The 13,535-nt window shown below is 35.4% G+C and carries 10 protein-coding genes; 6 read left to right on the top strand and 4 right to left on the bottom strand.

The window, feature by feature from the left end; all coding sequences use genetic code 11:
- Window positions 1–2 precede the first annotated feature (2 nt).
- The gene (gene rpiB, locus DHU68_RS05185; RefSeq protein ID WP_108821920.1) at window positions 3–455 is read left to right on the top strand and encodes a ribose 5-phosphate isomerase B; all 453 of its coding nucleotides are present in this window, start codon (window positions 3–5) and stop codon (window positions 453–455) included.
- Window positions 456–573: 118 nt separating this feature from the next.
- Window positions 574–1,644 (top strand): glycosyltransferase family 4 protein, encoded by a 1,071-nt coding sequence (locus tag DHU68_RS05180; RefSeq protein ID WP_108821919.1) that lies wholly within the window; start codon window positions 574–576, stop codon window positions 1,642–1,644.
- Window position 1,645: 1 nt separating this feature from the next.
- Here the strand turns inward: DHU68_RS05180 and dgt are convergent, their stop codons facing one another.
- Window positions 1,646–2,974 (bottom strand): dGTP triphosphohydrolase, encoded by a 1,329-nt coding sequence (gene dgt / locus DHU68_RS05175; protein WP_108821918.1) that lies wholly within the window; start codon window positions 2,972–2,974, stop codon window positions 1,646–1,648.
- A gap of 187 nt (window positions 2,975–3,161) precedes the next feature.
- Between dgt and DHU68_RS05170 the strand changes: the two genes are divergently transcribed.
- Window positions 3,162–4,565 (top strand): DHA2 family efflux MFS transporter permease subunit, encoded by a 1,404-nt coding sequence (locus DHU68_RS05170; protein WP_108821917.1) that lies wholly within the window; start codon window positions 3,162–3,164, stop codon window positions 4,563–4,565.
- A gap of 14 nt (window positions 4,566–4,579) precedes the next feature.
- Here the strand turns inward: DHU68_RS05170 and DHU68_RS05165 are convergent, their stop codons facing one another.
- Window positions 4,580–5,740, bottom strand: a complete 1,161-nt coding sequence (locus tag DHU68_RS05165) for a tetratricopeptide repeat protein (RefSeq protein WP_108821916.1) — start codon at window positions 5,738–5,740, stop codon at window positions 4,580–4,582.
- A gap of 177 nt (window positions 5,741–5,917) precedes the next feature.
- On the opposite strand from DHU68_RS05165, the gene DHU68_RS05160 reads away from it, so the two are divergent.
- A complete protein-coding gene (locus DHU68_RS05160) occupies window positions 5,918–7,555 on the top strand; it encodes a sulfatase-like hydrolase/transferase (RefSeq protein ID WP_108821915.1) in 1,638 nt (545 codons plus the stop codon).
- A 60-nt stretch (window positions 7,556–7,615) separates the two neighbouring features.
- On the opposite strand, the gene DHU68_RS05155 is transcribed toward DHU68_RS05160, so the two are convergent.
- Entirely contained in the window at window positions 7,616–8,818 is a 1,203-nt protein-coding gene (locus tag DHU68_RS05155; RefSeq protein ID WP_108821914.1) for an FprA family A-type flavoprotein, read from the bottom strand.
- Between the two features lie 11 nt (window positions 8,819–8,829).
- Window positions 8,830–9,846, bottom strand: coding sequence for a prolipoprotein diacylglyceryl transferase (locus tag DHU68_RS05150; RefSeq protein WP_108821913.1), 1,017 nt, complete (start codon window positions 9,844–9,846; stop codon window positions 8,830–8,832).
- A gap of 382 nt (window positions 9,847–10,228) precedes the next feature.
- Here DHU68_RS05150 and DHU68_RS05145 point away from each other — a divergent pair, with 382 nt between their 5' ends.
- Both DHU68_RS05145 and DHU68_RS05140 read left to right on the top strand, forming a co-directional pair.
- On the top strand, window positions 10,229–12,196 hold the full coding sequence (locus DHU68_RS05145; RefSeq protein ID WP_108821912.1) for a glycogen debranching enzyme N-terminal domain-containing protein: 1,968 nt from the start codon (window positions 10,229–10,231) through the stop codon (window positions 12,194–12,196).
- Between the two features lie 62 nt (window positions 12,197–12,258).
- Entirely contained in the window at window positions 12,259–13,533 is a 1,275-nt protein-coding gene (locus tag DHU68_RS05140) for a glycosyltransferase (protein WP_108821911.1), read from the top strand.
- Window positions 13,534–13,535 lie beyond the last annotated feature (2 nt).

The raw sequence follows: 13,535 nt of genomic DNA, 5'->3' as shown, positions 1-13,535 counted from the left end.
TGATGACTATACTTCAAGAAGGAGGAAAACCAATCGGACTAGCCAGCGATCACGCAGGCTTTCCTATCAAAGAATACATTATTAGCATCCTCAAAGAGGAAGGGATTAGCTATATTGATTTTGGAACATATTCTACAGAAAGTGTCGATTATCCAGATTTTGCACACAAGCTAGGTAGTGCCATAGATAATAACGAATGTGATTTTGGTATTGCTGTTTGTGGATCAGGAAATGGTATAAACATGACACTGAACAAACACAAATCTGTAAGAAGTGCTTTATGCTGGAATCCGGAAATAGCTAAGTTAGCTCGTTTGCACAACGATGCTAATATATTGACCTTACCAGGCCGAATGATTACTGAAAAAGAAGCTTTTGAGATGCTTCAAGTATTCTTTAATACTTCTTTCGAAGGTGGAAGACATCAGGCAAGAATAGATAAGATTCCTTGTTAAAAAGAATATTTACTCAAAAAAAGGTTATCTCATAGGGATAACCTTTTTTGTTTTCATGACATTGCTGTTAATCTAGCTTTTTATTTAATTTTGTCTTATACTATATTCTACTATAAAGATGACCCAACCAACAAGAATAAACTTCATTCTTCCTTTCAAACCTCGCCGACCTGCCGGTGGCTTTAGAATCATGTATGAATATGCAAATCGGCTAGCAAAAAAAGGGTACAAAGTTCACCTCACCTATCCTATCAGAACTCCATATATGAAATATCGTCTTCCTTATACTATACGATATATACTTTCTATAGTAGAGGGATTCCGAACAGATAAGTGGTTCGATTTTGATCCGTCTATTACAATGTCATATGTCCCTGAAATCAAGGAAAATTATATTGAGGATGCTGATATTGTCATAGCAACATGGTGGGCTACCGTCTCCGAAATGGGTAAGCTAAGTCCCCAAAAAGGGAAAAAGATTAATCTAATTCAAGGCTTTGAAAATTGGGAAGGGAATGAAGATTTACTCTTTCGCTCATACGACATTAAAGATGTAACAAATATAGTTGTTGCCTCATACCTAAAAAATATTGTTACTCAACATACCCAAAACAGAATAGAACTCATTGAAAATGGATTGGATAACACTCGCTATTTTGTAAAAAATAGTATTGAGGGCAGATGTCCATTTTCTGTAGCAATGAATTATTCGGAGCAAGAGATCAAAGGTTCAAAATATGGCATTGAAGCTTTGATTTTAGTGAAAAAAGAGGTTCCTGAATTACAAGTCGATATGTTTGGTATATCTCCTGCCCCTCACAATCTCCCCGAATGGATTAACTATTACAGGGATCCTGAAAATCTAAGTGATCTTTACAACGAAAATGCAATTTTTATATCTAATAGCTTTACAGAAGGCTTTGGTCTTGTTTCTGTCGAATCTATGTTTTGCGGTTGTGCCCTTATCTGTACAGATATAGAAGGACATCAGGAATATGCCTTCGATGAAAAGACTGCTTTACTAGTAGACACAGGTAATCCTGAACAAATGGCAGAAAAGATTATTTATCTGATTAAAAATAATTCTCGTAGAATAGAATTAGCTCAGAAAGGGAATGAATATGTGCAACGTTTCAGCTGGGGAAACGCTATTGACAAGATGGAAAATGTAATAAATATCCTGCTATAATCTACACTGTAGGTAAGCTCATTCCCGTTATCTTCCTATATAAATCTAAGGCATATACATCAGTCATTCCTGACACAAAATCCAATATTGCTAAAATTCGTTGGTACAAGGTCGGAGCATTTATTTCATATTGCTCCGGGATACGACTCAATATCAATTCAGAATATTTATTTGTCGGATTTTCTATTGCTGTAATAAATGTATCTAACAAGAAACCAATTATTCGATACCCAGCCAGTTCAATATCTACAACATCTTTTGTCTTATAGATTTTTTTATAACTAATTTCCGTCGCAATACGATAAGCCTCATTTGGAAGAGAAGATATATTTTTCACTAAAGATCCTGTAAACTTTCCCTCTAAGATCTCATCTTCATATTTAAGGAAGACTGCAGAGCATTCATCTACCAACAGACCAATAACGCTAGAGCGAAGATACGCAATCTGCTCATTTACATCTGTTACCACATCCATCACTCTACGCATCTTCTCTTGCCTTTCTTCTGAAAAGAAATTTAAGAAAAGTTCCATTGTATGTTCTGTTGTCAATATGCCGAGCTTATGAGCATCCTCTATATCCATTATTTTATAACAGATATCATCGGCAGCTTCTACCAAATACACGAGAGGGTATCGTTGATAATGCAAAGGTGATTTGGACAAGCAATTCATCCTCAGATCATCAGCTATTCTCTTAAAGTCGTCTTCTTCAGCCTGAAAGAAGCCAAACTTACCCTTCCCATTACCTATGATCGAAGAGTAAGGATATTTTGCAATAGAGGCTAAAGTAGAGTAAGTCATCACAAACCCACCCGGACGTCTTCCGTTAAATTGATGTATCAAAAGACGAATAGAATTTGCATTTCCTTCAAAATTGATAAAATCTTCCCATCGTCCGCCTTCTGCTTTTATTTTCTGTTCCAATCCTCTCCCCTTTCCCTCCGAAAAATAGGTCGATATTGCAGTCTCTCCCGAATGACCAAAGGGAGGGTTACCTAGATCATGAGCAAGACAAGCTGCTGCGACAATAGAATCAATTTCTTCGAAATGAGCTTCTGATTGAGGGTACTTCTTCCTCAACTCTCGTCCTACAATCACCCCAAGCGATCGCCCAACAGAAGAGACTTCTATACTATGTGTTAACCTATTATGAACAAAAACACTCCCAGGAAGAGGAAATACCTGCGTTTTATTTTGCAATCGCCTAAACGGAGAAGAAAATATTAATCGGTCATAATCTCGCTGAAACTCTGTTCTATCATGATGTTTGTTATCGTGATACTTTTCTAGTCCGAAACGTTTAGCCGAAAGAAGTTGTTCCCAGTTCATATTATAATTATTTTTCTACCATCAAAGATAGAGTTTTTCAATCAATTCACAGAGAAGATATTTCATCAATCTATAAACCTTTTTAGTTTCCAAATGTTTTCTTTCTGTCTAATCTGAGAAGATGTATTCACTGATTTGAAGTAAAACATGGACTTTATATTACTTTTGTAACTGAAAAGATTATTCAATGAAACTTGATCGCTCTACTACTGTATCTCTTATTGTTGCTATTGCTTTTTTTATGCAAGGACTGGATACAACTGCTGTCAACACTGCAATTCCGTCTATGGCTAAATCTTTTAACACAGACGTTATACATTTAAGTGCCGGCGTTACCTCCTATCTGATAGCCCTTGCTATATTTATACCGGTCAGTGGTTGGATAGCAGACCGTTTTGGTACACGAAGAATATTTTGCATTGCTATTATACTTTTCACGTTAACATCTGCTCTTTGTGGAACGTCACAAACTCTTAGCCAATTCGTTATATTCAGAATCATGCAAGGAATGTCAGGAGCCATGATGACTCCGGTAGGACGATTAGCCGTATTGAAAGTGACTCCAAAGGAAAATTTAGTGACAGCTATGGCCTATATCACCTGGCCTGCATTGGTTGCTCCTATTCTAGGACCTTTGGTCGGAGGATATTTAACAACCTATTGGTCTTGGCACTGGATATTCTACTTAAACGTTCCGATCAGTATCATATGTGTTATTCTGTCGTGGCGACATATCCCCGAAGATAGAGATGAAGAACAAACAAAGAAGCACTTCGATTTTGTGGGGTTTGTTCTTAGCGGATTAGCTCTCGCCGGTTTTATGTATGGTGTGGAATTATTAAGCAGAGAAGAAGTCCCTTATTATGTCTCAGTCATCATAGTTCTGATCAGTCTAGGACTTCTATTCTTTAATGTCAGATATTCAAGACATATTTCTAATCCTTTAATTGATTATTCTATTATTCGAATTCCGACTTATAAGGTAACAATCTTTGCCGGTTCTATCTCACGCATGGTAATTGGGGTGGCACCATACTTAGTTCCCTTAATGTTTCAGGAGGGATTTGGATTAAACCCATTTGAATCGGGAATGCTGTTCTTATCAACAATGGCGGGAAATCTGGCTATGAAGCCTGCCACGATATGGGTTATGCACCATTATAATTTTAAGACAGTACTCATTGCAAACGGTTTTCTAATAGCTCTATTTTCTCTATTTACAGCCTTCTTACTCCCTACTACTCCTGTATGGCTAATTGTATTAGTTATGTTTTTATCAGGGATGTTTCGCTCCATGCAATTTAGCGCTATTACAACTTTGGCTTTCGCTGACATTCCTCAAAAACAGATGACCACAGCCAACACCTTGTATAGTACAATACAACAAATGTCAACAGGAATGGGAATAGCTATGGGTGCCGTATTTCTCCGTTTTGCAAATATAATAAACGGAAGTACAGCAAACTATACAGTTCCTGACTTCCGCTTAGCATTTATATTTGTAGCAATTTTAGGATTATTTTCTCTTTATGGTTTCACTAAACTTTCTCCTGTTGCTGGAGATATAGTAAGAGTAAAGAAGAAAGCTTAATCCTTGAAGCTGATTTATTCGTTTACTGGGATAGCCTCTACCTTACCGGCTATAATATCTGATATATAAGGTTTTAAAGTGCTATATCTAACCCCACCTTCGAAAACTGTATTAAATCTATATTGATCTGATCCTTTTTCTAGAATTGCCTCAAAATGTCCCTTTGAACCATCACTTTCTGATGGTTCATATTTAAGTGTTATAATAGATTCTATATTACCACTGGTATCTGTTACATAGAATATATTCTTTACAAAAGATCTGCAATCTACTTCTTCAAAACGTTCATATACCAAGATTCCTTTATTTCCAACAGAGAACTGATCTAAACAAAACATATCAGACATGCTGGAAGAAGAAAGATCTCCTTTTTCATACGCTTCATATAATTTTGTTTTAGATACATCCGAAGCATCATAAAGCCCCAAGGCATTATAGCACTGCACTAGCTTCTCCAAAGAATAATAGTCGTCCGGAAAATACTCCATCAATTCTTTATAGGCATCGATAGCATTCTTGTAGTTTCTATTGTTATATTCTATATTTCCGATGTTATACAAAATTGTAACATATAACTCTTTATCTTTTTGCACTTTAGATTTTGCAATATAAAAAGCATCTAGTGCACTTTTCAGATTATCTTGCCCTGCATAAACAGCACCGATCATAAAATAGGCTCTCTCTGCCGGATTGGGTAAGCCAATTGCTTTTCTGTAATTATCCAGAGCTTCTTCATCATCATCCATCGAAAAATAAACATCACCAAGTTCTGCATAGTATTCTGAAGATTTTGGAGATAAGGTAATAGCTTTTTTAAGATTCTCGATAGCTAACTCAGGCTTGCCTTCCATATTATAGATTACACCTTTCACATATAGTGCCTTCGAACTCTTTTTATCTTTATTTATTGCCAGATCTATATATTTATGTGCATTGCCTAAATCGCTTATATAAGAATAAGATTGAGCAACATAAGTTAACTCTTCTGATGACAGATTTCTTGGAGTATTTGCATATGTATCTATTATGCGCTGATACTGCTCGTTTTGAAACATTACCTTAATATCATCGCTAGGTTTAACAACCTGTGCTATTTCTTTTGTTAAATTAACAGCTTGTAAGTTGCCATAGCTAACAATACATCCAAGAATTAAAATACATGCAATCTTTCTCATTTCATATAATGTTTTAAACTTTCTTACCCTGGCAAGTTATGAATAAGTATCTCTAACTATATACCAATCATTTATTGTCCTATAAAAGTAAGAATAAAATACTATATTTGCACATACCTAGTCTTCTATTTCATGATAGAATTCTAGCATTTAAACTATATGAAAAATCTCTTGTAGATGAATGAACTTCTTAAAACATTAAAACAGAAAAAGCTACAGTGTTTTTTCCTATTCTATATCCTTTTACTTCTTCCAATACTAAGTCCTATAGCTCAAAACTTAACCTTCTTGGATAAGGTCGGAATTTTTGTTGTCTGCGGACTACTATTCACTGCAATCTTATTATTATCCCTATTTATATCGTCCAGAGCTGAGAAAATCATCTATTCTGTTCTGTTAACAATATCCATTATACCGGGGGCTATATTTCTAGCCTATCTTTTGTTTGCACATGTACTTCTTGAACAAAATAGCGTAACAAGCTTGTTTGAAACAAACCCCGACGAAAGTAAAGAGTTTGTAGCATATTATTTAAGTATATGGGTCATTGTAGGCGTACTTATATATGCGGCAATACCTATAGTTATGATATCTACAATGAAATCGTTTAGACCCTTAGAGATAAAGAAATACAAAGCGATTTTCATCACCAATATAATAGTAATAATAGCTATAATCGGCTTTAACGAATTATCTAGATCCGTCTATTTTATCAACTTTTACAAGACATTCATTAATTACAAAATAAGAACTGCATACGAAATAAAAACCATAAACGAGCGACAAGAGAAAGAGTACAAAATAGAAACGATAAATCAAGATTCTATTCCTAAGACAATAGTTGTAGTTATCGGAGAATCGCTCAACAAGCATCATATGTCGCTGTATGGTTACCAACGAAAAACAAATCCTCTCCTATCTCAATTGGGAGATAGTATAATTGTTTACAATGATGTTGTTTCGCCTCATGTTCATACGATACCTGTTATGCGTTCAGTTCTTTCGATGAATGAATTGAATAATCCCGAATTCTTTGTTGAAAAACCTTCGTTATACGAACTATTCAATAGGGCTGGATATGAAACCTTCCTTATATCCAATCAGGCATTCAGTGAAGAGTATAACTCAAGTTATGATATTCTATTGACACTGGCTAAGAAAAAATACAACTTATCTGTATTCAAGCAAAATGATGACATATGTATTCCAGTGTTGGAGAAAGTCTTAAAAGAAAGCCAAAACAAAAATCGCCTTATCATTATACATCTCATAGGCAATCATATGGCTTATGAATTCAGATATCCAAAAGAGTATATTTCCTTTAATCATAAAAAAGATAATCTCGTAGATTCTTTACCTTTTAGAAACGAAAAGGCAAAACGAACTATAGACAAATATGATAATTCTGTACTATTCAATGATTTTGTAATCAAGAGTTTTATACAAGAATTAAAGAAATTAGAAGACGAGCATACCGCAATGATCTATTTTTCTGATCATGGAGAGGAAATGTATGATTACAGAGAATTTGCCGGACATGCCTATGAAAAAGTATCACCGACCATGTGTGAAGTTCCTTTTATCTTATGGATGTCTCCATCATACAAGAGCAGCAGACAAGACTTAATTTTTGACACAGGTCGCCCCTATTCTACTTCAGACCTAGTATATTCTATATCTGATCTGGCTGGCTTATACTATAACGATTATGATGACTCCAAAAGTTTATTCTCCCCAAAATTCACTGTAAAAGATAGATATGTTGGTGAAAAGGACTACAATAAAATAAAAGAAGAATTCAGTACAAAAGAATAAAACAAAAGCGAGTTCCCTATACTGTGAACTCGCTTTTTATATTTTATAGCACAAGAGAGCTTATCTATCTTGTTTCAATCGTTCAGCCATTGCTTTTCCTAGTGCAACACAAGCTTCATAGGTTTCGTTAAACATTGCTTGCTTCATTTCAACAGGAGCTCCTATAACTTCAAATTTAGTATCTTCTGCAAATTGAGCTAAACGCTTAACTGCTGCACCAGCCCAAGTGAAAGAGCCAAAATATCCAAAGTAACGATTCTTCATTTCTCGTCCTTCTACTTTAGACAATAAGTATTCAACTTCTGGATACAGTTTATTATTATATGTAGGAGAACCAACTATCAAACCTTTATATTTAAATATATCACGGATAATATATGAATGAGAACGCTTAGATACATTATGAAGTATAATTTCTTTAATTCCTTGTTCTGCTAACTCATAAGCTATAGCCTCTGCCATTTGTTCTGTATTTCCATACATACTTCCATAAGCAATTACTACACCTTCGTCTCCTTCATATCTACTAAGCTTGTTGTAAATAGACACAACCTTTTTTATTTGGTCTTCCTGAGTCCATACCGGACCATGAGTTGAACAGATTGTTGCTATTTCTAAAGTGCTTAATTTCTCTAACGCTTTCTGAACAGGAGAACCAAATTTTCCTACAATATTTGAGTAGTAACGAATCATTTCATCGTAATATCGCTCCGGATGCAGTTGTGTATCTGTAATACCGCCATCCAATGTACCAAATGTACCAAAAGCATCACCTGAAAAGATCGTCTTATCAGTAACATCGTATGTCATCATTGTTTCAGGCCAATGCACCATAGGCGTCAGATAGAAAACTAATTTATGCTTTCCTAAAGTTAACTCTTCACCATCTTCAATGATTCGTACTCCTTCTGTTATATTAAAATATCCCTTTACCATATCAGCTGTACGCTTATTACCTACAATCTGAACATTAGGGTATTTACTTCTCAATAGACCAAGTGAACCTGAATGATCTGGTTCCATATGATTAATCACCAAGTAATCGAGTGATCTTCCATCAAGGGCTATTTCTAATTTTTGAAAATAAATGTCAGAATAGCATATATCAACAGTATCGAATAAAACTGTTTTTTCATCTACCAGAAGATAAGAATTGTACGACACCCCTTTTGGCAAAGGCCATAAATTTTCGAAAAGATGTCTCGTACGATCGTTTACACCAATATAGTATAAATCTTCTTTTATTTTAATCGGCTTTAACATGTTACCTTAAATTATTTTGTTTTGTTTGTTATTTCCTCTTTATTATTGTTTTTCAAAGCGCTCCAAACTAAATAAAATCCCCATATTACAAAAGGAAGACTCAACAATTGTCCCATATTCAGAATCATTTCCGATTCATAATCTACCTGAACATTCTTGATAAATTCGACAAGAAAACGAGACAAGAAAATACCTATCAATGATATCCCCAATATAAGACCGGTTTTAAATCTGGCATTTGTTTTGTAATATAAAAACATACCGATCAAGAATATACAGAAATAAGTCAATGCTTCATATATTTGAGTCGGGTGGCTAGGAAGCGAATAAATAGGTTCCCCTCCTTGCTTCCATTCTTCTATATTTAGAATAAATCTGAAAGCCCATGGTTTATCCAAAGGCCCTCCATATATTTCATGATTCATCAGATTCCCCAAACGAATAGAAGTAGCTCCAAGGGCAACTCCTACCACAAGACGATCTAATGTCTGAATAGCTGTTGGATAGATAGAAAGCAACATTGCAATAGCTACTCCAACAAATAGGCCTAAAAATGCGATACCTAATGTGGCATCAAGCGTATCCGGCGAAATGATATACTTAACGCCTCCGGCTAATATAAAACCAGACAAAGCCCCAATAAGAATATTTCTCCAGTTCAATTTTGTCTTTGTTATTTTCAGAGAATAGAGGCATACTCCTATCACCATACCAATTGCTCCTCCATGGCTTGCTAATCCTCCTTTCCATACTTGGATAAGACTTACAGGGTCTGCCAAATATTCCATCGGCTCATAAAACAAACAATGCCCTAATCTCGCCCCTATTAGCAAACAAACCAGGACATTCATAAACAATGAGTCGAACCACTCTTCAGGTAACTTCTCAAACTTATACATCCTTTGAACAACAAAAGCTGTTCCTAAGACGCCTAAAGCCCATAAAATACCATACCATCGAATTTCACGACCTAGCAAATAAAAAGCCTGAGGATCAACATCCCATGTAATATATAAAAGCGTTTCCATTCTTATTTGTTTTATATTTTAGCCTTAAAGAAATAAATTTTCAAGCATTTACTTTTTTGGGCATACAAATATATAAAAATACTAGCCAATAAAAAGACTTAATTAAGAATAGTTAGGAGACTATAACCAAGATAAAAATTCTTTAAAACAATTCTAAATAACTTCCAAATAGCAAAAGTAAATACAAATATTATCTAAAACAATTCTAAATAACAAACTATAGATAAAATTAATAATCCATTACCCTGCTTTATGTTTCATAACATTATAAATTTTCACTTGTATTATTTAACATTTTTACTATCTTTAGAAACGAGAACACTGCCTAAACACAGCTTTTGTTCTATACACCTTTGAACTAACAGTATAAGTATGATCAGCTATGGATTATAATAAAACAAACACATACCTTAAGTTTGACAAAAGCCGTATGGTTAACCTCGAATATTCTCTAAACAGGGAAATATTGAGAACCAATCGTCGTGGAGCTTATCACTGCACCACTATTGTTGAATGTAACACAAGGAAGCAGCATGGACTATTAGTCATGCCTGTCCCTAAGCTTGATAATTCGAATCATGTTCTTCTATCTTCCCTGGATGAAACAGTCATACAACATGGAGCCGAATTTAACTTAGGAATTCACAAGTATGACGAGAATAACTTCAGTCCGATGGGACATAAATATATCCGAGAATTTAGTTGTGACTCGCTACCCAAAACAATATACAGAGTTGGAGGAGTTGTCCTCTCTAAAGAAAAACTTTTCTCCTTGAAAGATAATACAATCTATATACGATACACCCTTCTTGATGCTCATTCTCCAACGACAATGCGCTTTAAACCATATTTAGCTTTTCGAGAAATCAACCAACTAACCAACGAAAATTCGGTAGCCGATCATGGTTATAAGGAAGTAGAAAATGGCATCAGTATGTGTATGTACAGTGGATATCCTGAACTATTCATGCAGTTCAACAAACATGCAGATTTCATATTCACCCCTAATTGGTACAAGGGCATTGAATACTTAAGGGACAAAGAAGAAGGACTGCCATACAAGGAAGACTTATATGTTCCTGGATATTTTGAATTACCTATAAAAAAGGGAGAATCAATTGTATTCACTGCAAGCGATGTTCCTACTCCTACAAGTGAACTATTGACTCTATTTGAAGAAAAAATAAAAGAGAGAACTCCTCGGTCTTCTTTCTATAATTGCTTAAAAAACTCAGCTCATCAATTCTATTTCCGTCCATCCAAAGACGAATTATACCTATTAAATGGATACCCTTGGGGTAGAGTGACAGCCAGAGAGCAATTCAGATCACTTCCCGGACTTACTCTAGGAATTGACAAACGTGAAGCTTTTGAACAAGTTGTCGATACAGCTGTTCCTACTATAGAAGCCTTCTTGAGAGGAGAAGAACTTTCTGGTTTCTTAAAAGATATAGATAATGCTGATGTTCTTCTATGGCTCCTCAGAGCTTTAAAGAAGTTTGCAGATGTAGAGCATGAAAAATTCTATATTAAATATGCAGATCTAGTCAGCCGGATAGTAACATTTATCCATGAAGGCAAACACCCGAACTTAACTCCACTAGCCAATGGACTGTTAAGTGTAGATAGTAAAACGGGGTTTCCTAGTTGGATGCATTATGATAATATGCCAGAATCGGTAAAACCTCCACGGACCGGATGTCTTGTTGAAATCAATGCTTTTTGGTACAACTGTTTAATGTTCAATCAAGAGGTTGCAAAAAACACTGGAAATGAAAAGCTAGAAAAGGAAATGGCCTCTTTAGCAGAAATAACCAAAGCGAATTTCCTTGAAACATTCCTTAACGATGGCGGCTATTTGTACGACTATGTAGAAGGAAACTATGTAGACTGGAATGTGAGACCTAATATGCTATTAGCTATATCTTTAGACTACCCTATTTTGGATAAACGAAAAAGTAAGTCTATCATAGATATGGTAACGAAGGAGCTATTAACGCCCAAAGGTATACGCACCCTTAGTCCTAAAAGCATCGGTTTCAGACCTAGACATGAAGGATCGGCGACAGACAAACTTTACAGTGTTTATAATGGTGCTGCTTGCCCATGGTTGCTCAGTCATTACTTTGAGGCTTATCTCAAAATCTTCCAAAGAAGTGGATATTCCTTCTTAGATCATCTACTGATAGGAGTTGAAGAAGAAATGTCTAACGACTGCATAGGATCATTGTCTGCTACTTACGATGGTAATATGCCTTATACTGGACATGGACCTATATCTTATGCACCAAATGTAGCCGGAGTTATTATGGCTTACAATATGCAGCAAAGTATATCAGATGATTATTAAAGAGAAAAAACTTACAACATGAGTACAACTATATATTTATTAATGCTCAAAAACAATAGCTTATGAAGGCATTAATGTTTGGATGGGAATTTCCTCCTCATATACTAGGAGGGCTAGGTACTGCTAGTTATGGCCTTACAAAAGGAATGGCTATGCAACCCGATATGGATATCACATTTGTCATTCCCAAACCTTGGGGTGACGAAGATCAAAGCTTTGCTAGAATAATTGGCGCATGCAATACTCCTGTAGTATGGAAAGATCACAACTGGGATTATGTAAGTCAACGCTTATCGATGTACATGGATCCTCAAGAGTATTACAACATGAGAGATCATATCTATGCTGATTTCAATTATTTATATACAAATGATTTAGGCTGTATCGAATTTTCAGGACGTTACCCTGACAATCTGCTCGAAGAAATAAATAATTACTCGATTGTTGCCGGAGTGATTGCCAGAACGCACAACTATGATGTAATACACTCTCATGACTGGCTGACATACCCTGCAGGTATACATGCTAAAAATATACTAAACAAACCTTTGGTCATACATGTACATGCTACTGACTTTGACAGAAGCCGGGGCAATGTAAACCCTCAAGTTTATCAGATAGAGAAAAATGGGATGGATCTGGCCGATCACATCATTTGTGTAAGTGATTTAACTAGAAAAACAGTCATCGAAAAATACCATCAGAATCCGTCTAAAGTATCAACTGTACATAACGCCGTAGAGCCTTTGAGCCCGGAGATACTTGCTATTAATCCTGAGAGAGGCACTAAGGATAAAATTGTTACATTCCTCGGACGTATTACAATGCAAAAAGGACCTGAATATTTTGTCGAGGCTGCGGCTAAAGTTTTGGAAAAAACTAAAAACGTAAGATTCGTTATGGCTGGTAGTGGAGATATGATGGAAAAAATGATTTACATGGCATCTGAAAAAGGAATATCAGATCGTTTCCATTTTACAGGATTCTTAAAAGGGAAACAAGTATACGAGATGTTCAAAAGGAGTGATGTATATGTTATGCCATCTGTCTCCGAACCTTTTGGCATATCCCCTCTCGAAGCTATGCAATGCTCTATTCCTACAATAATTTCAAAACAATCAGGCTGTGCCGAGATTCTAAATAAAGCAGTAAAAATAGATTATTGGGATGTAGAAGGCATGGCCGATGCCATTTATTCAATATGTAGCTACGATGCGATGGCAGAGTTTTTGAGCCGAGAAGGGAAAGAAGAAGTAGATAATATCAAATGGGAATATGCCGGCCAAAAAGTAAGAAATATATACGACGAATTACTAAAACAATACAACCTATTATAGTT

This window comes from Dysgonomonas sp. Marseille-P4361 (assembly GCF_900343125.1).
Lineage (GTDB): Bacteria > Bacteroidota > Bacteroidia > Bacteroidales > Dysgonomonadaceae > Dysgonomonas.
Note: the sequence above shows the minus strand (reverse complement) of the source record. Positions and strands in the feature narration are given on the sequence as shown.

Coding starts and splice junctions, on each gene's coding strand:
- dgt (WP_108821918.1), bottom strand. CDS start 2,974: ATGAACTGGGAACAACTTCTTTCGGCTAAACGTTTCGGACTAGAAAAG.
- DHU68_RS05170 (WP_108821917.1), top strand. CDS start 3,162: ATGAAACTTGATCGCTCTACTACTGTATCTCTTATTGTTGCTATTGCT.
- rpiB (WP_108821920.1), top strand. CDS start 3: ATGACTATACTTCAAGAAGGAGGAAAACCAATCGGACTAGCCAGCGAT.
- DHU68_RS05180 (WP_108821919.1), top strand. CDS start 574: ATGACCCAACCAACAAGAATAAACTTCATTCTTCCTTTCAAACCTCGC.
- DHU68_RS05140 (WP_108821911.1), top strand. CDS start 12,259: ATGAAGGCATTAATGTTTGGATGGGAATTTCCTCCTCATATACTAGGA.
- DHU68_RS05145 (WP_108821912.1), top strand. CDS start 10,229: ATGGATTATAATAAAACAAACACATACCTTAAGTTTGACAAAAGCCGT.
- DHU68_RS05160 (WP_108821915.1), top strand. CDS start 5,918: ATGAATGAACTTCTTAAAACATTAAAACAGAAAAAGCTACAGTGTTTT.
- DHU68_RS05150 (WP_108821913.1), bottom strand. CDS start 9,846: ATGGAAACGCTTTTATATATTACATGGGATGTTGATCCTCAGGCTTTT.
- DHU68_RS05165 (WP_108821916.1), bottom strand. CDS start 5,740: ATGAGAAAGATTGCATGTATTTTAATTCTTGGATGTATTGTTAGCTAT.
- DHU68_RS05155 (WP_108821914.1), bottom strand. CDS start 8,818: ATGTTAAAGCCGATTAAAATAAAAGAAGATTTATACTATATTGGTGTA.